The organism is Streptomyces sp. NPDC001700, assembly GCF_053596435.1.
On sequence record NZ_JBSFGE010000013.1, the window covers coordinates 25,107 to 49,259 of the forward strand.

20 protein-coding genes are annotated in these 24,153 nt (G+C 69.9%); 11 read left to right on the forward strand and 9 right to left on the reverse strand.

Annotated elements, in window-relative coordinates; genetic code table 11:
- The first annotated feature begins 85 nt into the window (after window positions 1–85).
- Window positions 86–1,915 (forward strand): phosphoenolpyruvate carboxykinase (GTP), encoded by a 1,830-nt coding sequence (locus ACWC5C_RS23940; protein WP_450878342.1) that lies wholly within the window; start codon window positions 86–88, stop codon window positions 1,913–1,915.
- Window positions 1,916–2,079: 164 nt separating this feature from the next.
- A complete protein-coding gene (locus ACWC5C_RS23945; RefSeq protein WP_450878344.1) occupies window positions 2,080–3,270 on the forward strand; it encodes an L-talarate/galactarate dehydratase in 1,191 nt (396 codons plus the stop codon).
- 14 nt (window positions 3,271–3,284) lie between these two features.
- Here the strand turns inward: ACWC5C_RS23945 and ACWC5C_RS23950 are convergent, their stop codons facing one another.
- The 3 genes from ACWC5C_RS23950 to ACWC5C_RS23960 form a co-directional block, all read right to left on the reverse strand.
- A complete protein-coding gene (locus ACWC5C_RS23950; RefSeq protein WP_450878346.1) occupies window positions 3,285–3,794 on the reverse strand; it encodes an O-acetyl-ADP-ribose deacetylase in 510 nt (169 codons plus the stop codon).
- A 99-nt stretch (window positions 3,795–3,893) separates the two neighbouring features.
- Window positions 3,894–4,304: an SCO4983 family protein gene (locus ACWC5C_RS23955; protein ID WP_450878348.1), complete on the reverse strand. Its 411-nt coding sequence runs from the start codon at window positions 4,302–4,304 to the stop codon at window positions 3,894–3,896.
- An 84-nt stretch (window positions 4,305–4,388) separates the two neighbouring features.
- Window positions 4,389–5,600 carry a pyridoxal phosphate-dependent aminotransferase gene (locus ACWC5C_RS23960; protein WP_450878350.1) on the reverse strand — a complete coding sequence of 404 codons (1,212 nt, stop codon included), beginning with the start codon at window positions 5,598–5,600 and terminating at the stop codon, window positions 4,389–4,391.
- Window positions 5,601–5,901: 301 nt separating this feature from the next.
- On the opposite strand from ACWC5C_RS23960, the gene ACWC5C_RS23965 reads away from it, so the two are divergent.
- The 6 genes from ACWC5C_RS23965 (at window position 5,902) to ACWC5C_RS23990 (ending at window position 14,132) form a co-directional block, all read left to right on the forward strand.
- Window positions 5,902–7,518 carry an ABC transporter substrate-binding protein gene (locus tag ACWC5C_RS23965; RefSeq protein WP_450878352.1) on the forward strand — a complete coding sequence of 539 codons (1,617 nt, stop codon included), beginning with the start codon at window positions 5,902–5,904 and terminating at the stop codon, window positions 7,516–7,518.
- A gap of 5 nt (window positions 7,519–7,523) precedes the next feature.
- The gene (locus ACWC5C_RS23970; protein WP_450878354.1) at window positions 7,524–8,483 is read left to right on the forward strand and encodes an ABC transporter permease; all 960 of its coding nucleotides are present in this window, start codon (window positions 7,524–7,526) and stop codon (window positions 8,481–8,483) included.
- Window positions 8,480–9,400 (forward strand): ABC transporter permease, encoded by a 921-nt coding sequence (locus ACWC5C_RS23975; protein ID WP_450878356.1) that lies wholly within the window; start codon window positions 8,480–8,482, stop codon window positions 9,398–9,400. The genes ACWC5C_RS23970 and ACWC5C_RS23975 overlap by 4 nt, the downstream gene beginning before the upstream one ends.
- Window positions 9,400–11,106, forward strand: a complete 1,707-nt coding sequence (locus tag ACWC5C_RS23980) for a dipeptide ABC transporter ATP-binding protein (RefSeq protein WP_450878358.1) — start codon at window positions 9,400–9,402, stop codon at window positions 11,104–11,106. The genes ACWC5C_RS23975 and ACWC5C_RS23980 overlap by 1 nt, the downstream gene beginning before the upstream one ends.
- Window positions 11,107–11,490: 384 nt before the next feature.
- Complete coding sequence (locus tag ACWC5C_RS23985; RefSeq protein WP_450878360.1) at window positions 11,491–13,497, forward strand: CocE/NonD family hydrolase; 2,007 nt, start codon at window positions 11,491–11,493, stop codon at window positions 13,495–13,497.
- The gene (locus ACWC5C_RS23990) at window positions 13,494–14,132 is read left to right on the forward strand and encodes a TetR/AcrR family transcriptional regulator (protein WP_450878362.1); all 639 of its coding nucleotides are present in this window, start codon (window positions 13,494–13,496) and stop codon (window positions 14,130–14,132) included. Before ACWC5C_RS23985 ends, ACWC5C_RS23990 begins: the two co-directional genes overlap by 4 nt.
- 11 nt (window positions 14,133–14,143) lie before the next feature.
- On the opposite strand, the gene ACWC5C_RS23995 is transcribed toward ACWC5C_RS23990, so the two are convergent.
- The 3 genes from ACWC5C_RS23995 to ACWC5C_RS24005 all read right to left on the reverse strand — a co-directional run bounded on the left by ACWC5C_RS23995 (window position 14,144) and on the right by ACWC5C_RS24005 (window position 16,856).
- A complete protein-coding gene (locus ACWC5C_RS23995; RefSeq protein ID WP_450878364.1) occupies window positions 14,144–14,749 on the reverse strand; it encodes a hypothetical protein in 606 nt (201 codons plus the stop codon).
- 445 nt (window positions 14,750–15,194) lie between these two features.
- The gene (locus tag ACWC5C_RS24000; protein WP_450878366.1) at window positions 15,195–16,037 is read right to left on the reverse strand and encodes a ribosome-inactivating family protein; all 843 of its coding nucleotides are present in this window, start codon (window positions 16,035–16,037) and stop codon (window positions 15,195–15,197) included.
- 570 nt (window positions 16,038–16,607) lie between these two features.
- Window positions 16,608–16,856 (reverse strand): hypothetical protein, encoded by a 249-nt coding sequence (locus ACWC5C_RS24005; RefSeq protein WP_450878368.1) that lies wholly within the window; start codon window positions 16,854–16,856, stop codon window positions 16,608–16,610.
- 570 nt (window positions 16,857–17,426) lie between these two features.
- Between ACWC5C_RS24005 and ACWC5C_RS24010 the strand changes: the two genes are divergently transcribed.
- Genes ACWC5C_RS24010 through ACWC5C_RS24020 form a run of 3 tightly spaced genes read left to right on the forward strand, consistent with a single transcriptional unit; the run spans window position 17,427 to window position 20,088 of the window.
- Entirely contained in the window at window positions 17,427–18,743 is a 1,317-nt protein-coding gene (locus ACWC5C_RS24010) for a transcriptional regulator (RefSeq protein WP_450878370.1), read from the forward strand.
- Window positions 18,744–18,760: 17 nt separating this feature from the next.
- Window positions 18,761–19,483, forward strand: coding sequence for a 5-formyltetrahydrofolate cyclo-ligase (locus tag ACWC5C_RS24015; protein WP_450878372.1), 723 nt, complete (start codon window positions 18,761–18,763; stop codon window positions 19,481–19,483).
- Window positions 19,480–20,088 carry a YdcF family protein gene (locus ACWC5C_RS24020; protein WP_450878374.1) on the forward strand — a complete coding sequence of 203 codons (609 nt, stop codon included), beginning with the start codon at window positions 19,480–19,482 and terminating at the stop codon, window positions 20,086–20,088. Before ACWC5C_RS24015 ends, ACWC5C_RS24020 begins: the two co-directional genes overlap by 4 nt.
- A 34-nt stretch (window positions 20,089–20,122) precedes the next feature.
- Here ACWC5C_RS24020 and ACWC5C_RS24025 read toward each other — a convergent pair whose 3' ends face one another.
- The 3 genes from ACWC5C_RS24025 to ACWC5C_RS24035 all read right to left on the reverse strand — a co-directional run bounded on the left by ACWC5C_RS24025 (window position 20,123) and on the right by ACWC5C_RS24035 (window position 24,108).
- Window positions 20,123–20,500, reverse strand: a complete 378-nt coding sequence (locus ACWC5C_RS24025; protein ID WP_450878376.1) for a VOC family protein — start codon at window positions 20,498–20,500, stop codon at window positions 20,123–20,125.
- Window positions 20,501–20,507: 7 nt separating this feature from the next.
- Window positions 20,508–22,127 (reverse strand): N-acyl-D-amino-acid deacylase family protein, encoded by a 1,620-nt coding sequence (locus ACWC5C_RS24030; RefSeq protein ID WP_450878378.1) that lies wholly within the window; start codon window positions 22,125–22,127, stop codon window positions 20,508–20,510.
- Between the two features lie 664 nt (window positions 22,128–22,791).
- The gene (locus tag ACWC5C_RS24035) at window positions 22,792–24,108 is read right to left on the reverse strand and encodes an amino acid deaminase (RefSeq protein WP_450878380.1); all 1,317 of its coding nucleotides are present in this window, start codon (window positions 24,106–24,108) and stop codon (window positions 22,792–22,794) included.
- Window positions 24,109–24,153 lie beyond the last annotated feature (45 nt).

The following is a 24,153-nucleotide window of genomic DNA, read 5'->3' on the forward strand; positions in this document are numbered from 1 at the left end:
CACATGCGGATGTGCGTGCACATATCCGCCCAAACCCTCAAACCAAGACGCCGGAGCAGTGCGGTTCCGGCGGGATGGAGCGATCGTGGCGCCCAGCAATGTGGCATCTACCCTCACCACGGCCCCGACCAGCCACCAGGAACTGATCTCCTGGGTCGGCGAGATCGCCGCCCTCACCCAGCCCGATGAAGTGGTCTGGTGTGACGGTTCGGAGTCGGAGTACGACCGTCTGTGTGCGCAGCTCGTCGAGAAGGGCACGTTCAAACGGCTCGACCCGATCAAGCGCCCCAACTCGTACTACGCGGCCTCCGATCCCAGCGATGTGGCGCGCGTCGAGGACCGCACCTTCATCTGCTCCGAGAAGGAAGCGGACGCGGGCCCGACGAACCACTGGAAAGACCCCGCCGAGATGCGGCAGATCTTCGCGGGCGAACAGGGCATATTCCGGGGCTCGATGCGCGGCCGCACCATGTACGTGGTCCCGTTCTGCATGGGCCCGCTCGGCTCGCCGCTGTCCGCGATCGGCGTGGAGATCACCGACTCCGCGTACGTCGCCGTCGCCATGCGCACCATGACCCGCATGGGACAGGACGTCCTCGACGTCCTGGGCGACAAGGGCTTCTTCGTGAAGGCCGTCCACACCCTGGGCGCCCCGCTGGAGCCGGGTCAGGACGACGTTCCGTGGCCGTGCAACAGCACCAAGTACATCTCGCACTTCCCGGAGTCGCGCGAGATCTGGTCGTACGGCTCCGGCTACGGCGGCAACGCGCTGCTGGGCAAGAAGTGCTACGCCCTGCGCATCGCCTCCGTCATGGCGCGTGACGAGGGCTGGCTCGCCGAGCACATGCTGATCCTCAAGCTCACCCCGCCGCGCGGGGAGGCCAAGTACGTGGCCGCGGCGTTCCCGAGCGCGTGCGGCAAGACCAACCTCGCGATGCTGGAGCCGACCATCCCCGGCTGGACGGTCGAGACGATCGGCGACGACATCGCCTGGATGCGGTTCGGCGAGGACGGCCAGCTGTACGCGATCAACCCCGAGGCGGGCTTCTTCGGCGTCGCGCCCGGCACAGGTGAGCACACCAACGCCAACGCGATGAAGACCCTGTGGGGCAACTCCGTCTTCACCAACGTCGCGCTCACCGACGACGGCGACGTGTGGTGGGAGGGCATGACCGAGGAGGCGCCCGCCCACCTCACCGACTGGAAGGGCAACGACTGGACCCCGGCGAGCGAGACGCCTGCGGCCCACCCCAACGCCCGCTTCACCGTGCCCGCCGGACAGTGCCCGATCATCGCGCCCGAGTGGGAGGACCCCAAGGGCGTGCCGATCTCGGCGATCCTCTTCGGCGGCCGCCGTGCCAGCGCGGTTCCGCTGGTCACCGAGTCCTTCAACTGGCAGCACGGTGTCTTCCTCGGCGCGAACGTGGCGAGCGAGAAGACCGCGGCCGCCGAGGGCAAGGTCGGCGAGCTGCGCCGCGACCCGTTCGCGATGCTGCCCTTCTGTGGCTACAACATGGGCGACTACATGGGCCACTGGGTCGAGGTCGGCAAGGACAAGGACCAGGCGAAGCTCCCGAAGATCTACTACGTCAACTGGTTCCGCAAGAACGACGCGGGCAAGTTCGTCTGGCCCGGCTTCGGCGAGAACAGCCGCGTCCTGAAGTGGATCGTGGACCGGCTGGACGGCAAGGCCGACGGGGTCGAGACGCCCATCGGCATCCTGCCGACCAAGGAGGCCCTGGACACCGACGGCCTGGGGCTGGGCGATGAGGAACTGGACTTCCTCCTCACCGTCGACAAGGAGGTGTGGCGCGAGGAGGCCGCCCTGGTCCCCGAGCACCTCAACACCTTCGGTGAGCACACGCCGAAGGAGCTGTGGGACGAGTACCGGGCGCTGGTTCAGCGCCTGGGCTGAACCTCACGTGTATGAACAGGCTGGGCCCGCACCGCACGGTGCGGGCCCAGCCTGTTCACAGACGTGATCAAGGGGAGTTCCTACACCTCGGGTCTGGACGGTTTCCGGTGCGACGGCGGATGGTAGGCCCTGGACACCAGCACGATGCACGAGGAGAGCCCCGCATGAGTGTCGCGCCCAGTGAATCCGTCGCCTTCAAACCCTTCGCCTCCGCGCCCGGCGAGGCGAGCACCGACCGGGTCTCGGCGATCCGGCTCTCCCTGGTGTACCTGCCGCTGCAGGCCCCCATCAGCGACGCCAAGGTGCTGACCGGGAGGCAGAAGCCGCTCACCGAAGTGGCCTTCCTCTTCGCGGAGATCAGCACCGAGGGCGGCCATCAGGGGCTGGGCTTCAGCTACTCCAAGCGGGCCGGTGGGCCCGCGCTGTACGCCCACGCGCAGGAGATCGCGCCCGAGCTGATCGGCGAGGACCCCAGCGACACCGGCCGCCTGTGGAACAAGCTGGTGTGGGCGGGCGCGTCCATGGGCCGCAGCGGGGCCGCCGTGCAGGCGGTCGCCGCGTTCGACATCGCGCTGTGGGACCTCAAGGCCCGGCGGGCCCGGCTGCCGCTGGCCAAGCTGCTGGGCGCGCACCGCGACGCGGTCAGCGTCTACAACACCTCCGGCGGCTTTCTCTCCACGCCCATCGAGCAGGTGCTGGAGAACATCGACCTGGCCCGCTCCCGGGGCGTCGCCGGGATCAAGCTCAAGGTGGGCTCGCCGGACTGGCGGGTGGACCTCGCCCGGGTGGAGACCGTACGGGAGCATCTGGGCGACGGCGTTCCGCTGATGGTGGACGCCAACCAGCAGTGGGACCGGATCACCGCGACCCGGGTCGGCCGGGTGCTGGAGAAGTTCGACCTGACGTGGATCGAGGAGCCGCTCGACGCGTACGACGCCGAGGGCCACGCGGCCCTCGCCGCCACCCTGGACACGCCCATAGCCACCGGCGAGATGCTGACCAGCGCGCATGAGCACGCGGCGCTGATCGAGGCGGGCTCCGCCGACTTCGTGCAGCCCGACGCCCCACGGGTCGGCGGCATCACCCCGTTCCTTCAGATCATGACGCTCGCCGACTACAAGGGCCTGAGCCTCGCCCCGCACTTCGCGATGGAGATCCACGTCCATCTCTCGGCGGCCTACCCGCGCACCGCGTGGGTCGAGCACTTCGAGTGGCTGGAGCCGCTGTTCAACGAGCGGCTGGAGCTGCGCGACGGCCGCATGGTCATCCCCGACCGGGCCGGTCTCGGCCTCTCGCTCAGCGATCAGGCGGCGGCCTGGACGAAGGAGGCGGCCCGCTTCGGCGAAGGCGCCTGAGGATCCCTGGATTCCTAGTCGGTCTGCGCCGTGAACGCCGCGTACGCGGGCTCGTCGAAGAGGACGAAGCGCACCTCTTCGACGCCCGTGTCCGCCGCGCGGACCGACCGCACCGCGATCCGGGCGGCGTCGTCCATCGGCCAGCGGTAGACGCCGGTGGAGATCGCCGGGAACGCGACCGTCCGCGCGCCCAGTTCATCGGCGACGCGCAGGGACTCGCGGTAGCAGGACGCCAGCAGGTCCGAGCGGTCCTCGGTGGCGGACCACACCGGCCCCACGGTGTGGATGACCCAGCGGGCGTCGAGCCGCCCCGCCGTCGTGGCCACGGCCTGGCCGGTGGGCAGCCCCTTGCCGTAGTGGGAGGCGCGCAGATCGCGGCAGGCGTCGAGGATCTCGGGCCCGCCCCGCCGGTGAATGGCCCCGTCGACCCCGCCGCCGCCGAGCAGCGAGGAGTTCGCCGCGTTGACGATGGCGTCGGCGCGCTGCGCGGTGATGTCGCCCTGGACGAGGGTGATGGTGGTCATGGCTCCATCGTGGGCCATGGGCTCGGGGCTCGCCGAAGGGGTTTCAGACGGGCTTGCCGAAAGGGCTTCAGACGGCAGGGGCTTCAGACGGCAGGGGCTTCAGACGGTGACGCCCAGGGCCGCCGTATGCGCATCCAGGCGCTCTGCGGTCAGCGCGGTGGCCGCCGCGTCGTCGCGCGAGGTGGCGATGACCAGGGCCCAGCCCGCCACGGTATGGGCGCGCTGGTGGAGGGCGGCGACATGGGCCGGGTCGGCGTCGGCCGTGGTGGGGGCGGCGCGCAGCGGGGCGCGGCCGCCCCGCAGCCGTATGACCTGGTCGGCCAGGCGCTCCGCCGCCTCGTCCAGGGCCGGGTCCGGGGTGAGGACACGCAGCTCGTCGGTCACGGTCAGCAGCGCGGTCAGATGTCCGGCGAGCCTGATGTCCAGCTCCTCCTCGCGGGAGCGGTGCGGGAAATCAGGCTCGGGCTCGGCCATGGTGTGGACCGACTTGGTGCGGATCGGCTCGTACATGGATGGCCTCCAAACGTTCAGGAGACCATCCTAACTTAGACCCAGTCTAAAGTTGAGCCCTCTACAGAGACTCGTTCAGGCTTCTCAGGGCTGGCTGTAGCCGTCGAGGAAGTTCCCGATCCGGGTCACCGCTTCGGCCAGGTCCTTCTTGGCCGGGAGCGTGACGATGCGGAAGTGGTCCGGCTCCGGCCAGTTGAAGCCCGTGCCGTGCACGATCATGATCTTCTCGGCGCGCAGCAGGTCGAGCACCATCTGCCGGTCGTCCTTGATCTTGTAGACCTTGGGGTCCAGCTTCGGGAACGCGTACAGCGCGCCCTTCGGCTTCACGCAGCTCACGCCCGGGATCTGGGTCAGCAGCTCGTACGCCGTGTCGCGCTGCTCCAGCAGCCGCCCGCCCGGGAGCACCAGGTCGTTGATCGTCTGACGGCCGCCGAGGGCGGCGGCCACCGCGTGCTGTGCGGGCATGTTGGCGCACAGCCGCATGTTGGCCAGGATCGTCAGCCCCTCCAGATAGCTGGTGGCGTGGGCCTTGGGGCCGCAGACCGCGAGCCAGCCGCTGCGGTAGCCCGCGACGCGGTAGGCCTTGGAGAGCCCGTTGAACGTCAGCGTCAGCAGGTCCGGGGCGAGGGCGGCGGTCGGGGTGTGGGTGGCGCCGTCGTAGAGGATCTTGTCGTAGATCTCGTCCGAGCAGACGATCAGCTGGTGGCGGCGGGCGATGTCGGTGATGCCGCGCAGCACCTCTTCGCTGTAGACGGCGCCCGTCGGGTTGTTCGGGTTGATGATGACGATCGCCTTGGTGCGGTCGGTCACCTTGCGCTCGATGTCAGCGAGGTCCGGCAGCCAGTCCGCCTGCTCGTCGCAGCGGTAGTGGACGGCGGTGCCGCCCGCGAGCGAGACCGAGGCGGTCCACAGCGGATAGTCGGGGGAGGGCACCAGGACCTCGTCCCCGTCGTCCAGCAGCCCCTGCATCGACATCTGGATCAGCTCGGAGACGCCGTTGCCGAGGAAGACGTCCTCGACGTCGAGGTGGATGCCCTGGGTCTGGTAGTGCTGCATCACCGCGCGCCGGGCGGAGAGCAGTCCCTTGGCGTCGCCGTAGCCGTGTGCGTCGCCGAGGTTGCGCAGCATGTCCTCAAGGATCTCCGGCGGGCAGTCGAAGCCGAAGGTTGCCGGGTTTCCGGTGTTGAGCTTGAGGATGCGGTGACCCGCTGCCTCCAGTCGCATCGCCTCCTCAAGAACCGGGCCACGGATTTCGTAGCAGACGTTGGCGAGCTTCGTGGACTGGATCACCTGCATGTCGGCCACCTTACGGCGGAGTATCCGGCCACGCTCGGTGTTTTTCACCACGTGGACGCCATGTGGACGGTGTACGGGAGCGCTCCACGGCGGCGCCGGGCGCTTCGCGCCCCCTCCGCGCGGGCCGGTAACAAGTGTGTTACCCCCGTTAATTTCCGCGAACGAAGGGTTGGCCTGGGCGGAACCGCTGGCTATCGTTCACGCACCTCATCCAATCGTTCAGCTGAACGAATCGTCTCAACGAATCGTCTGAACGAATCGATCTGAACGAATCGCCCTCGAAGCGAAGGTGCCCCCGTCCATGTCCGAGACCTCCCTCCGATCAGACCCCGGGGCGTCCGGGATACCGCGGCGGTCGGTGCTCGCCGCCGCGGCCGCGGGCGGCGGCGCCCTCGCCGGGTCCGCCCTGCTCACCGGCTGCTCGGGCGCCGCGTCCGCCTCCCCGACCGAGGCCGTGCCCAGCCGCGGCCCGGCCGGACGCCCCGCCCCCGGGGGCACCCTGCGCATCGCCCGGCCGCCCGCCTCCGACGCCGAGACGCTGGACCCGGCGAGCGCGCTGTCCGCGTACGAATACCTCGGCGCCCTCTACAACCGGCTCGTCCGCGTCGACAAGGACGGCAGGACCGTCCCCGACCTCGCCGAGTCCTGGGAGCCCGACGCGAAGGCCAGCACCTGGACCTTCCGGCTGCGCCGGGGCGTCACCTTCCACGACGGCTCCGCCCTCACCTCCGCCGACGCCGCGTACACCCTGCGGCACATCCTCGACGCCGCGACCGCCTCCCCGCAGGGCCCGGTGCTCGCCCCGCTCATCGACCCGAAGCGGCTGCGCACCCCCGACGCGCACACCCTCGTGATCCCGCTGAAGAGCCCGCACGCCGAGTTCCCCAGCCTGCTCACCCACTACAACTGCTACGTCATCCCCGACGGCAGCGCCCGTTCCATCGGCCGCACCGGCATCGGCACCGGCCCCTTCAAACTGGCCTCCTTCACCTCCGCCGGACCGGGCAGGGTCGTGGCGTACGGGGACCACTGGGCCGGGCGCCCGGTGCTGGACGCCATCGACTTCTTCTCCGTCGCCGATATGCAGGCACGGGCCAACGCCCTGCTCGCCGGGCAGGTCGATCTGCTCTCCCAGACCAACCTGGACTTCGCCACCGCCCGCGTCGTCGCCGCCTCCAGCCGCGCCACCATCGCCCGCTCGAAGAACGCCCAGTGGTACGTGCTGCCGATGCTCACCACCGAGAAGCCGTTCACCGATGTGCGGGTCCGGCAGGCCATGAAGCTCGCGTACGACCCCGAGCACATCCGGAAGGTCGCCCTCCAGGGCGCGGGCACGCTGGGCTGGGACAACCCCGTACCGCCGAACGACCCCGCCCACATCGCCGCCCACCCCGACCACGACCCCGAGCGGGCGCGGCAGCTGCTGAAGCGGGCCGGGCACGAACGGCTGGCGGTGGACCTCTACACGTCCTCGTACGACCCGATCTTCACGCCGATGGCGCTCGCCTACCAGGAGTCCGCCGCCCGCGCCGGGATCCGGGTGCGGGTCAAGACCGCGGCAGCCGACTCGTACTACACCCAGATCTGGATGAAGAAGCCGCTCATGGCCACCTACTGGTACACCGGGCGCCCCGTCGACCAGCTCCTCAACCAGGTCTTCCGCAGCGACTCCTCCTACAACGAGACCGCCTGGTCGGACAAGGAGTTCGACGCGCTCCTCGACCGGGCCCGCCGCGAGACCGACGGGGGCCGCCGCCGCGAGCTGTACGGGCAGGCGCAGACCCTGATCGTCGAACGCGGCGGGGCGATCACCCCGATGTTCGCCGACCGGCTCACCGGCATCTCCCGGGACGTGCGCGGCTACACCGAGCACGGCTTCGAGTTCGACTACCTCGGCATCGGCCTGAAGGGGGCGTGAGAAGCGTGTTCACCTTCATCGCCCGCCGCGCCGCCGCCGCGCTCGGCACCCTGCTGCTCTCCTCCGTGATGGTCTTCCTGGCCGTCCAGGCGCTGCCCGGCGACGTCGCCACCCAGGTGCTCGGCAAGGACGCGACCCCCGACGCGGTCGCCGCGCTGCGCAAGCAGATGGGGCTCGACCAGCCCGCCTGGGAGCGCTACTTCGACTGGATCAAGGGCGCCCTGCACGGCGACTTCGGCACCTCCCTGGTCACCACCAAGCCGGTGGGCGGCGAGGTCGCCCAGTACCTCGGCAACTCCGCCCTCATCGCCGTCGTCACCGTCCTTTTCGCGGTCACCGGCTCGCTCGTCCTCGGCATCCTCGCCGGGCTCTACCGCGACCGCTGGCCGGACCATGTGATCTCCACGGTCAGCCTGGTGGGGATGTCCATCCCCGAGTTCGTCGTGGCCACCCTGCTGGTGCTCGCCTTCTCCGTCGCCATCCCCGTGCTGCCCGCCGTGGTGCTGTACGGGCCGGGGGCCTCCACGGGTGAACTGCTCCCGGCGGTGTGGCTGCCCGCCGCGTCGCTCGCCATCGTGATGGCCGCGTACATCGTGCGGATGGCCCGTACGTCCGTCATCGACGTCATGGCGAGCGAATACGTCACCACAGCCCGCCTCAAGGGGCTGTCCACCTGGCGCGTGGTCACCCGGCACGCGCTGCCGGGCGCGCTGCTGCCCACCCTCCACGTGATCGCGCTCAACGTGGCGTGGCTGGTGGGCGGTGTCGCCGTCGTCGAGAACGTCTTCAACTACCCCGGCATCGGCAAGCTGCTGCTCACCTCCGTACAGAACCGCGACCTGCCGGTCATCCAGGCCATCGCGCTCATCAGCGCGGTCGTCTACGTCGTCTGCAATCTGGCCGCCGACCTCGGCTCCATGGCCCTCAACCCCAAGCTCCGCACCCGAGGAGGGAGGATCCGTTGAGCACGCTGAAGCCGTCTGCCGCGGCCCCCGTTCCCACCCCGCCGCCCGCCCGGTCACCGGCCCCTTCGCGCCTGGCCGCCGCCCGTATCTGGCGCACCGTACGTACCTCCCGGCCCGCCGCCATCGGGCTCGCGATCGTCGCCGTCCATGTCGTGATCGCGCTGCTCGCGCCGCTGCTCACCCCGTACCACCCCACCACCGGCGATGCCGCGCACGCGCTGCTCGGGCCCGGCGCCGACCACTGGGCGGGCACCGACCAGTACGGGCGCGATGTGCTGACCCGGGTGCTGTACGGCGGGCGGTACGCGCTCGGCGTGTCCGTCACCGCGACCCTCCTCACCATCGCGCTGGGTACCGTCCTCGGCTGCGCGGCCGCGCTGCGGGGCGGCTGGCTGGACGATCTGCTGATGCGGATCCTGGACGCGGTGCTGTCCATCCCCGCGATCCTCGTCCTGCTGGTCATCGTCACCGCGCTGGGCACCGGCTCCGGGGTCATCGTGCTGGCCATCGGCGTCATCTGCGTGCCCCAGGTGGTACGCGTCGTACGCGGCGCCGCGCTCGCCGTCGTCCCCCAGGACTACGTCACCGCGGCGCGCGCCCGGGGCGAGGGGACGTGGGCGATCCTGCGGCGTGAGGTGCTGCCCAACATCACCGATGTGGTGTGCGTCGAGTTCGCCATGCGGGCGTCGTGGGTCGTGCTGCTGATCTCGTCGCTGTCCTTCCTCGGCTTCGGCGCCGATCCGCCCACCCCGGACTGGGGGCTCATGGTGTCCGAGAACCGCACCGCCATCACCGTCGTGCCGATGGCCAGCCTCGCGCCGATCATCGCCCTGGCCACGCTGGTCGTCGGGCTCAACCTGGCTGCTGATGGGCTGTCCAAGGCGTGGGGCGTCGACCGTATCCGGGAGGGGTCCTGATGAGCGCCATCGTCTCTGTGGGTGGTCTTGGTGTCGCCTACCGGTCCGGTGGGCGGGATGTTCCCGTCGTCCACGACGTTTCCTTTGAGCTGGCGCCGGGTGAGACCCTCGCCCTCGTCGGCGAGTCCGGGAGCGGCAAGTCCACTGTCGCCGCCACGCTGCTGGGTCATCTGCGGCACGGCTCGCGGCTCACGGGCGGCACGGTGCGGGTCGACGGGCGGGACGTCTTCGCCCTTCCGGCGCGGGAGTTGCGGCGGCTGCGCGGCGGTACGGTCGCGATGATCGCCCAGAACGCGGGCCAGGCCCTCACCCCCTCCATGCGCGTCGGGCGGCAGATCGCCGAGGCGGGCGGCGATGTGCCGGTCACGGAGCTTCTTGAGCAGGTTCGGCTGGAGCGGCCTGCTGTGTTGGCCCGCCGCTATCCGCATGAGCTGTCCGGCGGACAGCAGCAGCGGGTCGCCATCGCCATGGCTATCGCCACCCGGCCCAAGGTGCTGGTGCTGGACGAGCCCACGACGGGGCTCGACGTCCTCACTCAGCGCTCCGTGCTGGACCTGGTCGGCTCGTTGCGCGACGAACTCGGCCTGGCGGCGGTCCTTGTCAGCCATGACTTGGGTGTCGTCGCGCGGATGGCCGACGATGTCTGCGTCCTGCGGTCGGGGCGGGTCGTCGAGGCCGCCTCCACTCGGCGGCTCTTCGCCGCCCCCGCCGACCCGTATACGCGTCGTCTGCTGGCCAGTGTGCCTCGGTTGAGCGATACCGGGCTGGCGTTGGTGGGCGATGACGGCACGCGGGAGGTGCGGGCGAAGCGGGCGGTGGCCGATGACGCGGCCGCGTCTGTCGATGTGCGGGATGTGACGATCGATTACGGCTCGTCCCGGGCTGTTGACGGCGTCTCCTTCCAGGTGCGGCGGGGCGAGGTGCTGGCGCTGGTCGGCGAGTCGGGGAGCGGCAAGTCCACGCTTGCGTGGGCGCTGGCGGGACTGCGGGCGCCGTCGGGTGGCGCGATGACCCACGAGACCGGTGACCTGGGAGCGTCTGCGCGGCGGCGGCCGCTTGCGCTTCGGCGCAAGATCCAGCTCGTCTTCCAGAACGCCGATACGTCGCTGAATCCGCGCCGCTCGGTGGGGGATGCGGTGCGGCGGCCCCTGCGCTTCTTCGGCGCTGTCTCCTCGCGTGACGAGGCGGCCGCGAGGGCCCGCGCCCTCATCTCCGACGTCCGCCTGGACCCGGACTTCGCCGACCGCCTCCCCGCGCAGCTCTCCGGCGGGCAGCGGCAGCGCATCGGCATCGCGCGGGCGCTGGCAGGTGAGCCGGATGTGCTGATCGCGGATGAGATCACTACGGCGCTGGATGTGTCGGTGCAGGCGGATGTGTTGCGGCTGCTGGATGACTTGCGGCGGGAGCGGTCGCTGGCCTGTCTTTTCATCAGCCACGATTTGGCGGTGGTGCGGGGGATCGCTGATCGGGTGGTGGTGCTGCGGGGTGGGGTGGTGGTGGAGGAGGGGGCGACGGACGCGGTGTTCGCCGCTCCGGGCCATCCGTACACCCGGCAGCTGATGGCCGCCGCGCTGGAGCCCGACCCGGATGCGGTGGCCCCTGCCGGGGTGGCCGACGCCTGGGCGGATGCCGCCGAGTCGGGTGCGGTCTGGGACGACTTGGGCGAGGGGCACCGGGTTCGCAGGTGGCGGTCGCCGGATGCCTAGCCCCCACCCCGCCCCTTCCCGAAACCGGGGCGAGGCCCCGGACCCCGCACCGGTGTTGCCCCTTGAGGTCTCGCCGCCGGGTGCGGGGCCGTGGGCGGGTTGTGCCCACCCGTTCCTCCCCCAGCTACCGCTGGGAGGTGCCCCCCGGCGGAACGATTGCCCACAACATGGCGCATATCTGCCCCGGCCGCACCCTCAGCCCCTCCCGGGGTACCACCCAGCCCCTCCGGCGATTGAGGAGCGGGGTCCTGGGGCGGACGTGCCCCAATCCCAGCCCCTCCGGCGATTGAGGAGCGGGGGCCGGGGCGGAGCCCCGGGTTCGGGAAGGGGCGGGGTGGGGGACGGCTCGCCGCAGGCGTACACAACACCAGGTAGAGGAGTGACGTGAGGTACAGGGAAGCCTTCGACCGTGAGGTGCGGGTCGAGGACGTATGGATTCCGACCCGCGACGGGACCCGGCTGCACGCCCGGATCTGGCGGCCGACAGACGCGGAGACCGCCCCCGTACCAGCCCTGCTGGAATACCTCCCGTACCGCAAGAGCGACTGGACCGCCCCGCGCGACGCGCAGCGTCACCCCTGGTACGCCGGGCACGGCTACGCCTCCGTACGGGTCGACCTGCGCGGCAGCGGCGACTCCGAGGGCGTGATGCGCGACGAGTACGACGAGACCGAGCTGGCGGACGGCGTGGACGTCGTCAACTGGCTGGCCGAGCAGCCCTGGTGCACCGGCAAGGTGGGGATGTTCGGGATCTCGTGGGGCGGGTTCAACGCACTGCAGATCGCCGCCCTGCGCCCCGAGCCGCTGAAGGCGATCGTCACGGTGTGCTCGGCGGACGACCGTTACGACAACGACGTCCACTACATCGGCGGCGCCGTCCTCGGCATCGACATGCTCGCCTGGGCGGGCACGATGCTGGCGTTCACGGCCCGCCCCCCGCACCCCACCTCGGTCGGCGAGGACCGCTGGCTGCCGATGTGGCGGGAGCGGCTGGACGCGCTGGAGCCGTATCTCCACACCTGGCTCGCCCACCAGGAGCGGGACGCGTACTGGCGGCACGGCAGCGTGTGCGAGGACTACGCGGCGGTCGACGCCGCCGTGCTCGCGGTCGGCGGCTGGGCCGACCCGTACCGGGACACCGTGCTGCGGCTGGTGGAGCACCTGGACGCGCCCGTACGGGGGCTGATCGGCCCCTGGTCGCACCAGTACCCGGACCGGGGGCTGCCGCCGGGCCCGGCGATCGGGTTCCTGCAGGAGACGCTGCGCTGGTGGGACCACTGGCTGAAAGACCAGCCGACCGGCGTCATGGACGAGCCGCTGCTCCGGGCCTGGATCAACGACCCGGTGCCGCCCGCCACCTCGTACGAGACCATGCCCGGCCGCTGGGTCGGCGACGACGCCTGGCCCGCCCCCTCCGTGACCTGGGACGAACGCCCCCTCGGCAGCGGCGCGGACCCGGTGATCGTGCGGTCGCCGCTGCACACCGGGCTCGACGCGGGCCGCTACTTCCCCTTCGGCAACGCCACCGATCTGCCGCCGGACCAGCGCGAGGAGGACGGCCGTTCAGTCTGCTTCGACTCGGCGCCGCTCGATGAGCGGGTGGAGATCCTGGGCCGCCCCCGCGTCCGGCTGCGGCTCGACAGCGCGACCCGGCGCGCCCATGTCATCGCGCGTGTCTGCGACGTGGCGCCGGACGGTTCGTCCACCCTGGTCACCCGGGGGGTGCTCAACCTGATGTCCCGGCACGGCCGGGAGAAGGCCGTGGAATGGGAGCCGGGGACGTACGAGGACGTCGAGTTCGAGCTGAACGGGACGGGGTACGCCTTCCCGCCCGGGCACCGTGTCCGGGTCGCGGTCTCCGACGCGTACTGGCCGTGGGTCTGGCCGCACGGCGAGCGCGGACAGCTGACCGTACGGCCCGTCGAGAGCGCGCTGCTGCTGCCCGTACGGGACCCGGGCGCGGACGCCGCGCGGGCGCCGATCATCTTCGAGGAGCCCGAACAGGCCACGCCGCTGGCCATCACCGTGGACGCGCCCGCCGAGCCCCGGCCCGAGCGGACCATCACCCACGACGTGGCCACGGGGGAGTGGGTGCTGGACGTGGACCCCAACTACGGCGGTTCGCGTACGTACCCGGACGGGCTGCGGTACGAGGAGAGCGCCCGCGAGACGTACCGCATCCGCTCCGGCGACCCGCTGTCCGCCGTGGCAAGCTCGCGGTGGACCATCCGGCTGCGGCGCGAGGGCTGGGACGCCGAGATTCACACCTCGACGGAACTGCGCGCCACCGCATCGGAATTCATCATGGACAGCAGCGTCGAAGCACGGGCGAACGGAGAGACAGTGGCAAGCCGCGCATGGCAGCACACCATCCCGAGGACGTCCGCGTGACGTCCTCGTCCGAGCGCCGCCCCGCGCGCCGCGCCGTACCTCGGTCGGCCCGCTCCCGGCAGCCGACCGAGGTACGGCGCCGACTGATCGTGGAGGCCGCCGTTCCGCTCATCGCGGAGCGGGGCACCGCGGGGGTCGGGGTGCGCGAGGTCGCCGCTGCGGCGGGGGTCTCGGTCGGCACCGTCACGTACCACTTCGAGAGCGTGCAGGAAGTCCTCTCCGAGGCGATGGTCCTGCACATAGAGGGCTATTACGCCGCCCTCACCGAGGCCGCCGACCGCGCCACCAGCGGCGCGGAGGGCCTGCGGCTGCTCATCGACGCGCTCTTCACGGACGACACGGACCAGCACTGGCGGATGTGGTTCGACTACTGGAACGCGGGCGAGCGCGACCAGACGTTCGCCCGCGGGGCGGCCGAGCGGTACGAGAGCTGGCACGGCGAGATCCGGTCGCTGGTCGAGCGGGGCTGCGCCGAGGGCGACTTCCGCTGCGACGACCCGGCGGACTTCACCCTCCGCTTCTCCGCGCTGGCGGATGGGCTGGCGCTGCGGCGGCTGCGGCAGGTCCCGGCCCTGAGCGTCGAGGACGCGCGCCGCCATCTGCGGCGCTTCGCGGAGGCGGAGCTGGCTGGCTGAGAGGAGTGGGCTCACTTCTTTTGGACGGGCGGGCAGGTGCCGGTGTCGGAGCCGATGCTGTTGATGGTGGCGTTGTCGCGGGAGTCATCGCCGTAGTTGATCTGGTCGGTGCACTTGACGCCGTCCAGGTTGGGGGTGCCCTCGGTCTGGTCGCCCTGAACCGGCGGGCAGGTGCCGGTGTCGGATCCGATGCTGTTGATCGTGGCGTTGTCGCGGGAGTCACCGCCGTAGTTGATCTGGTCGGTGCACTTCACGCCCTCGATGTTGGGGGTGCCCTCGGTCTGGTCGTCCTTGGCCTGGTCGCCCTGGACGGGCGGGCAGGTGCCGGTGTCGGAGCCGATGCTGTTGATCGTGGCGTTGTCCCGGGGGTCACCCGCGTAGTCGATCTGGTCGGTGCACTTCGTGTCGGGCTTGTTCGGGACCCCCTGCGAGCCCTTGGCGCCACCGGCCTTCTCCGAGGAACCGGGCGACTGGGTGGCGCTCGCCGAGGTGCGGTCCTGCTGCGAGGACGAGGCGTCCGTCTCATTGCCCTGGCAGGCCGTGAGCCCCAGCGCGGCAACGGTGATCGCGAAGGCGGCTGCGGCCTTGCGGGCGCGGAGGGTGGAAAGGTGCGACATGACGTCCCCGTCTCAGTCGAAGCGGTGGTTCGGGCTTGTGACAACAAGACTGTCGGCCCCCGCTGTTGAACCACCGCCGTACGGCTAACGCCCGGCTAACGCTCCCGACGCATGGCATGAGTGCCTGCCAGGGAGAGCCGGTGCGACCGGCTCAGGCGAGGACGGCGTCCTCGAACGCGCATTCCTCGGCGAGATCCCCGGCATCCTGTGGACGCCCGGATCCGCATCCGCACCGGCGCCGCTGATCCTGCTCGGTCACCCCGGCGGACTGACCACGAAAGTCCATCTGGCCGCCGACGGCCGCTGCCGCCCACGGACGTCCGGCGAACTCCCAGCCGGCTCGACCCCGCCTACGAAGTCCGATGGCGGCCACTCGCCGGCTGACCGCATCCGGGCAGGAACGGGGGCCAACTGTGCGGCGGTCGGCCCCTGTTCCCGCGGAGACCTACTTGGGGCTGCTCTTCTTGTGGACCACCGCGAGGTAGCCCTGGCCCGCCTGGAAGCTGTGCAGGTGCCGGCGGATCTCAGGGTCGATGCGCTCCGAGGGCTGCGCGTTGGGGTCATGGGTGACGTTGAGCATGTACTGGGACACCAGGTCCCAGTCCTGGATCAGTTCCAGGTTCTCATTCCGCATCGTGGTGGGCCGGTTGTAGTGCACGGCGTTGCGGATGTCGGACTCGACCGGCCGGAAGCGGGCGGCCTCGGAGGTGGCGGTGATGACGGTGATCAGGCTGCTCGCCAGATCGTTCCGGGTGGGGGCACCGGCCACCGGATCGGGGGCGCCGAGCCGGCTCATCCGGTAGCGGCCGTCGGCGTTGTCCAGGTCGGAGAAGGCGCCCCACAGGCCGCTGCGTCCGTACTGGATGTTGTGGCGGTCGGGGTTGTCGGGGTTGCCTTCGCGCCCATAGGCCACGGTCCTTTCCAGCCCGTCGTAGTTGCCCGGCAGGCCGGTGTGCACGACGTTGCGGGGGTTCCAGCCCAGGCTGGGCCCGATGGAGCGGTCCCCGAACTCGTAGAGCGTGCCCGGCTCCGGGTCGTCGCCGTTGTGGGTGGCCCAGGCGTGCAGGTACAGGTTGCTGGCGGTGAAGAAAAGATCGACGGGCTGGCTCCCTTCCCGGTAGACCCGCAGCCGGATCAGGTCGTTGTCGTCGGGCTCGGTGGTGCGTACGTAGTCGCGCAGTACGTGCCCGGTCTCCTGGCGCAGGCCCTGGATCGCCTGCTGGTAGCTGCTGGCGAACTGGACGTTGCCCTGCGCCGAGTCGCCCTGCGGCGAGATCGAGAGCGACACATGATGCACGCGGGGAGGGCCTTGCGGCGGCCGGTTCTGCCCGTGACCATGCCTGTGCCTCTGGCTGGACCGCTGGGCAGCGCTGCGTGACTTCAACTTGCCGCCCACATCTTCGTCCTTGCTCTCGCTGTCGCCTGCTTTGTCTGCGGCCTTCGGCGCAGCACTGTGGGCGGCGGCAGCCTGCTGCCCACCGTCCTGGGAGGAGTGGTGCGCGCCGCTGGCAACCGCCGTGACCCCCACGGCAAGCGCGGCTGCCGGAGCAACCCCCCACAGAGCGGCACGTCGGAAAGAACGTCGTTTAATGATCATGCCCACCAAGACTCGCCTGCGCGGCAGGGCAGTTGCGCACCGAGTGCCCCTAATACATGACTGTTACAGTCATCGTTCGGCTGACAGTCAACGGCACCAACATCGAGACCGGCACCGGTCCCTACCGCCTCGCTTCCAGCCGGACACCAGCCGAGGAATCCGCCCAGGTCGGCCAGGGAGTTAGGTGTCGGGCCCGCCTGGCGGGTGGCCGAGGCGGTGAGGAAATGCGGGAGTTTCGATCACCGCATTGGAGCAGTGGAATTACCAGCCGCGCGCAGACGCGTTCCCTGCCTCGTCGGCATCGCCATCGTTGTCGTGCGTGGGCAAGCGACCGCTCCGGCTCTCCGCGACCCGCAGTGCGTCGCGCAGGGCCTCGCACAGCCGCTCCGCGAGGAAGCGGACTTCCCGGACGTCGGCCTTCCGGTCGTTGAGCAGCGCGTGGGCGTGGCCGAGGAGTTCGGCGCCCATGCACAGCTGAAGGTCCTCGATCTCATCCGCCCTGCGGCTCAAGCGGCTGCTGCCGCCGTCTGTTGACAGAAAGCACGGCTTGCCATCAGGGCTTGACCACGGCAGTAGCCGCAGACCATGTGTCGTGGTCACCGCGTCACCTCCGTTCGTGCTCGGAAGAAGTGGGGGATGTACGGAGGTGCCGGGTCCGTGTCCCAGAAGATCGGAATCCGCTCTTCGACCGGGACGCGAGGGAGGTGGAGAGTGGGCGTGTCGTTGTACCAGAAAGGATGCGGTCGGCGGTCCGAAGCCGTGAGGACGGGACGGGTGGCGAGATACGCCGCGCTATGCCGACCCGGACGAGGCTTGATCAGTTCGCGCAGTCTCCGCAGCACCGTTCGGGCGGTACTCTTCCGCATGTTGACGCTCCTAGTAAGCGTTGGCCATGCCCCCGGGCCGTGTGCAGCGGTCGCGGGGGTCTTGCTTGGCATGGACTGCCGCCCCAAGAGTTTCGAGCCTGAGGACATGCGGCGGAACCGCGAACGGGGAACCCCGCTGGTTGATTTGGGGAACCCCGCTCCGGGGCCGGGGTTACTCTGAGAAGAGATGCCTGCCGTCCCTGCTAGGTGGCCCATGGACGAACGCGAAACACGTCGCAGCGACTATCCACTGACGATTCCTGGCGTGCTGTTACAGGGCGAGGCCATGCAGCGCGCATGCGCCACCCGGGACTTCCGAGAGATCTTCCGACTCGTGAACCGGCGCACCGGGGCAAGTCATGCCGCCATGGCGGCGGCCATCGGGAAGATGACCAGCTCCCGCGTGAGCGACATCATCCGAGGCGCTCGTGGCATCCGTGGGCAGCAAGTAATCGAACGCGTTGCCGATGGTTTCGGTATCCCTGGTGAAATGTTGGGCTTGCCCAGGCGTCCATGGGAGGGTTCCCCGCAATTTATTGACGGAGCCACCAGCGGCCGCACTACCGTCAGGGCTGTGACTGATTCCGAGGCTGGAGCGCGTGCTCGGTACGCGCAGAAAAACCCTAGGAGCCTCGATCTATTGGCGGTGGCTGGCCTCCGGCAAGAGGTGCAAACCCTCGACGCACGCTATGTTACCGAGCCATCTACGGCTCTCATCGCCGAGATCGGGCAACACTTGGGGCAACTTGCCTACTGGCATACCCACGCGACCACGTATGTTGTTCGCCGAGACCTATACGCCGCACAGGCGGAAGTCTCTACGTTGATGGGTCAATTGGTGTGGGATGCCTCGGGGAGAACCGACCACGACGCCCCGCGCATGTATTTCACTCAAGCCGCCCAAGCGGCACGTGAACTGCGCGACCCTGTTGCCGAGGGGTTAGCCCTGCTGCGCACCTCTTTCGTTGCCCTATACGGAGAGAAGGACCCGCGCGCCGGTCTGGTGCTTGCGCAGCGCACCGCCGACACGGTTGAGAATGCTAGCCACGTTCTCTCCGGCCTGGCTGTACTGCACGTGGCCGAGGCTTACGCGATGTTGCAGCAACGCACAGATTGCGAAAAGGCGTTGAGTAGGGCTGAAGCTCATTTCAATCGCATCGACGCCGATGATGCGGGGTCATCAATGCTCTCTCCCGGCCAGTTCGGTCGATTGGCTGGCTCGTGTTTCCTCTTCCTGAAAGATGCTGCCCGCGCACAGGAAGTCCTGGAAGGCACGGTCAAGGAGTTGCGTGGAGGGTCGAAGTCCCGCGCTATCGCTCTGGGTAATTTGACCCTTGCGTATATCCGGCAGCGGAAGGTAGGTGAAGCTGCGGACACGCTCGGTACAGCAATTGACATCGTTGAGCGAAATCGAGGCGGTGGCGGACTGAACCTCATCTTTCAAGCAGGCCGCGAACTGCAGCACTGGCGGGATGTTCCGGTAGTTAGTGAACTGAATGACCGGCTTCTGGGTCTCATCGCATCCGCATAAAGGAGAAAGGGGCAACAATGAATAGGGTGCAAGTTCAGCATTCCAAACAAGCTGTCCGCGAACGCGTGTGGGCTCTACTTGCGCCGACTCACGGGGATGTGGCAGGCCGCATCCCTTCCTTCATCGGTGCGGACTCTGCTGCTGACCGTCTCGCTGGAAACTCTGCCTGGCAGGCTGCAAGCGTCGTCAAAGCAGTCCCGGACAAGGCTCAGTTGCCCGTGCGGGCTCGGGCACTTCAAGAGGGTAAACGGGTTTATATGGCATCGCCGAAACTGGCGACCGAGAATCCATTTTACCTCTTGGATCCTGAAAAGATCAATATTCCGCCAATTGAAGCCGCCGAGCGGCGGGTAGCAGCAAGAGTCGCACAGCCGGTAGACGTGAATGAGATGCCGCTCATCGATTTGATCGTCTGCGGAAGCGTTGCCGTCAACTCTGAGGGTGTGCGACTCGGGAAAGGGGCCGGATACTCAGATATCGAAGTAGCTCTGTTGCAAGAAGCTGGACTCATCGGCCCGCACACACTTATCGCGACTACGGTTCACCCTCTCCAAGTGGTGGAAGAAGCGCTGCCCGAGTATGAACACGATTTTCGAGTGGACCTAATCGTCACGCCAGATGAAATCATCGAGTGCCCGTCCCATCCCCGTCCGCCCGGCATCATCTGGGACCGGCTTACCGCAGACTCCATCGCCGCAATTCCCGCACTGGCAAGTCGCAAGGATGGGGGGCGCGCATGAGTGGTGAAGGGCTGGACAGCGGTCGGATTGGCGAGATTACGGGGTTTGTGGACATCGAGGCGGAGCCTCCGGTGGGACTGCCTACGGCTCTGCTTGTCTTCGGGACCAATCAGGCTAGGCCTGTGGAGATCGCAGCCGAGCGGTATCGTCAGGGGCTGGCTCCGGTCATCATTGTCACTGGGGGTGTCAACCGCCACAACGGCATTGTGGAGGGCAGGGAATTTCGCAGGATGCTCATGGAGCGTGGCGTCCCCGATGACGTCATTCGCTGTGAGGATCAATCCGTCAACACCTGGCAGAACGTGGAACTTTCCCTTCCATGCTTGCGGGAAGCGGTGGAATCCGGATTGCGAATCACGGCTGTCGGTAAGTGGTATCACCGCAGGACGGTTCATTCCCTTGCGACTCTGCTTCCCGGGGTGGGGCTTTTTCATGCCGTCTCGTGGGAGCCCGTGTACGCGGGCAAGCTTGTCACGCGCGCCGACTGGCCATCCATCCCGGAGGGTAAACGGAAAGTTATCCGGGAATGGGAAGAAGTGTCCCGCCGAGTCGGCGATGGAAGCTTCCGCGGAGCAGATCGAATTGACGGCGCATGGCGCTGCTGAGTTTCAGTGTCCCCTCGCTGACCAGGACGTGATGTCACGGACCGCCGTGGGCGCCGGTGTCGATGACGCAGAAGCGGTTGCCGTCCGGGTCGGCGAGCACGATGAAGTCGGCGTCGTCGGGGTAGAGGTCCCAGGCGACGCGCTGGGCGCCCAGGGATACCAGGCGTTCGACCTCCGCGGCCTGGTCGGCGGCGTCACCTGCGTACAGGTCCAGATGAATCCGTGGATGCTCCTGGGCCGGGGTGGTGCTGAGGCCGAGCGACAGCTGGACCCCGGTTCCTTCCGCTGGGATCAGCACGACCCAGTCGGGTTCGGGCTCCTCGCGGGGGACGTATCCCAGGGCCTCCATCCAGAAGGCGGCCGCGCGGGGCACGTCCGCGACACCCAGCACCACGGATCCGATGGTCAGCATGCGTACATCATGCCCCGGAGGTGACGCGGCGTACGGCGCGGCCTGCCAGGGTGGTCGTGCGGTGGCCGTCCTTGATGACGAAGCGGCCGTCGATGAGGACATGGGGGAGGCCGGTGGGGAGGGTGCGGGGGTTGTCGAAGGTGGAGCCCGCTGCCACTGTGTCCGGGTCGAAGAGGACGAGGTCGGCGCGGTAGCCCTCGTGGATCAGGCCTCGGTCGGGGAGGCGGAGGCGGGCCGCGGGGCGGCCGGTGAGGTGGGCGACGCACTCCTCCAGGGACAGAACGCCCAGCTCGCGGACGTAGCGGCCCAGGTAGTGGGGGAAGGTGCCGTACGCCCGGGGGTGGGGCTTCGCGCCGTTCAGGATGCCGTCGCTGCCGCCCGTGTGGACGGGGTGCTTCATGATCGCCTGGACGTTCTCCTCGTGGCCCACGTGCTGCAGGATCGTCGGCCCGAGGTGGTCGTCCAGGAGCAGGCGGCGGGCGGTGGTCCACGGCTCCTCGCCGCGTTCGCGGGCGCTGGCGGCGACCGTTTTGCCGATGTGGTCGCGGAGGGACGGGTCGTTCACGCCCGAGATCTCGATCCGGTCCCATTCGATGGGCACGCCGTGGCAGCCGTCCGCGCCGTCCACCTCCATGACGTGGCGGATGCGCGCCGCCTCCGTGTCGTCTCGGAGCCGCGCGAGGATCGCGTCGGGCCCGCCCTCGGCGGCCCAGCTGGGGAGCATGGCGACGAGGGTGGTGCAGCCGGGGAGGTAGGGGTAGGTGTCGAGGGTGATGTCGGCGCCGTCGGCGAGCGCGGTGTCGAGCAGGGCGAGGAGTTCGGGGGCGCGGCCCTTGTTGAGGCCGAAGTTCATGGTGGCGTGGGCGAGGTGGAGCGCGCAGCCCGCCTCGCGGGTGAGGGCCACCATCTCCTCGTACGCGCGCAGGGCGCCCGCGCCGTAGGAGCGGTGGTGCGGGCAGTAGTAGCCGCCGTACGACGCCACGACCCGGCACAGCTCGGTGAGTTCGGAGTCGGTGGCGTACATGCCGGGGGTGTAGGTGAGGCCGGAGGACAGGCCGACCGCGCCCTGCTCCAGGCCGTCGGCCACCAACTGCTTCATGTGGGCGACCTCGGCGGGCGTCGCGTCGCGGTCCTCCCAGCCGAGGGCGAGCATGCGGACGGTGCCCTGGGGGACGAGGTACGCGGCGTTGACGGCGATGCCCTGGCCGTCGAAGCCGTGGTCGAGGCGGTCGACGTATTCGCCGACGGTGCGCCAGGTGAAGTCGATGTCGGAGCCGTCGCCGTTCCAGCCGGTGATGGCGGTACGGATCTGGGCGAGCGTGCGGTCGTCGACGGGGGCGTACGACAGGCCGTCCTGGCCGATGACTTCGAGGGTGACGCCCTGGGCGGCCTTCGCGGAGTGGTCGGGGTCGCGGAGCAGCGCGAGGTCGCTGTGCGCGTGCATGTCGATGAAGCCGGGGGAGAGGGCGAGGCCGTCGGCGTCCACGGTGCGGCGGGCGCTGGGGCGCGGGCCGCCGCCCTCGGGGACGACGGCGGCGATCCGTCCGCCGTCCACGGCCACATCGGCCCGGTAGGCGGCACCGCCGGTGCCGTCGATGACGCGCGCGTCGCGGATGACGAGGTCCATGCGGTGCCTTCTTCCTGTGTACCGGTCGCGCCTACGGCGCCCTGTCATCCCCACCCACCCGCCCTTTGGTTTGTGGGGGCCCTGCGGCCCCACACCCCGGCTGCCCCCGCCGGGGCGCTCCGGCCCGGGAGCGGGTGCGGAACCCCTGCGGGTTCCCCGCCCCCGGTCGAGGCGCGGGCCGGGCCCCGAGCCGGGCTCCGTCTCCACCCCGGGGTGAGGCGCCGCCCCACCCCGGCGGGGTCCCGGGGCTGCACCCCGGGCGGGGGCGGGCTTCCCACCCCGGCCCTTGGCCGAGGCGGGGCCCGGGGGTGGGCTGCCCGGCCGTCGGCCGGGGTTTCCGTCTCGGCTCCGGTGCGGGTCCCGGGCCCCGCACCGGGTGAGGGCGGGGGCCCGCCCTCAGTTCCCGTGGGAACCCTTGCGGGCTCCCCAACCCTGGCCCGTGGTCGAGGTGTGGGCCCGGCCCGGGCTTCCGTCTCCACCCCGGGGTGAGGTCCCGGGCCCCGCCCTCCGGCCCGGGAGCCGGACGGGCCGGGTTCTCCGCCCCGGTCCTTGGCCCGGGCTTCCGTCCCGGCCCCGGGTCCGGACGCCCGAGTCGGGGCCGGGCGGGCGCCGCCCCACCGTGGCGGGGGCCGGGGCGCAGCACCGGGAAGGGCGGGTGGGTGGGTTAGAAGAAGGTGCGGATGTAGTCCGTTACCGTGCCGTCCGCCTCCGCCAGGGGGATCAGCTGCCACTTGTCGAAGCTGGTGCAGGGGTGGGAGAGGCCCAGGGCGACCCAGTCGCCGACCTCCAGGGTCGCGCCCTCGGCGACCGTGACCCAGGCGTGCTGGTCGGAGAGGCCGGTGATGACGAGGCCGTGGGCGGGGCGGAGGGAGGCGTCGCGGGCGGAGCGGATGAGCTGGGGTTCGGGCAGGTGGAGGTCGTACGCGGCGTCCCGCTTGCCCGCGTTGAGGAAGGCCTGGCCGGGTTCGGGGGTGGAGACGACCTGGGCCCAGAGGCGGAAGGCGGGGTGCAGCTCGCCCTCCTCCGGGATGCGGTTGAACGGGGTGACGTTCCGGTATTGGCCGTCGTCGTGGGAGACGTACGCGCCCGAGCGCAGCAGCTTCAGGACGGGCCGGGAGAGCGCGGGCAGCTCGGCGAAGACGTCGGCGACCGCGTCGAACCAGGCGCTGCCGCCCGCGCTGACGACGACCTCGTCCACGCCGTCGAAGCGGCCCGCCGCGTCGAAGTCGGCGGCGAGTGCGGTGAGGCGGCGCAGCCAGGCCCGTACCCGCTCGCCGTCCGCCTTCGGCACCTCGCCCTCGTAGCCCGCGACGCCGACCAGCCGCAGCGTCGCGGCGGCGGCGACCGCGTCGGCGACCGTGGCGCACTCGGCCTCGGTGCGGACCCCGGTGCGGGCGCCGTCGCCCGCGCCCAGCTCGACCACGACGTCGACGGGGCGCCCGGCCCCGGCCTCGCGCAGAGCGGCGTCCATGAGTTCGACGCCGCGTACGGAGTCGACGTAACAGATGAAGTGGAAGCCGGGGTCGGCGTTGAGTTCGGCGGCGAGCCACCCCAACGCGGCGGCGTCCACGACCTCGTTGGCCAGGAAGATCCGCTGGATGCCGAAGGCCCGGTAGATCCGCACGTGGGAGGGGACGGCGGCGGTGATGCCCCAGGCGCCGTGGGCGAGCTGGCGCTCGAAGAGCTGCGGGGCCATGGAGGTCTTGCCGTGCGGGGCGAAGGCCAGGCCGTGGGCGGCGGAGTAGCGCTCCATGGCGAGGAGGTTGTGTTCCAGGGCCTCGGCGGACAGGGCCAGTACGGGAGTGGTGAAGCCGCCGGTGAACAGGGAGCGGCGTTCGGCGGCCAGCTCGCCCACGGTGCGGCCTTCGGCGTCCGGCGGCAGCCCCTTGAAGCGGTGGTCGACACGCTCCTGCGCGAGCCCGGCGACGGCCGGATGCCCATAAGGGGGCGTGGCGGCGTGCTCGCTGTGGTCGGTGGCCATGGAGGTGCCCTCCCGTACATTTCTGGTTGCATTCTCTGCAACGTT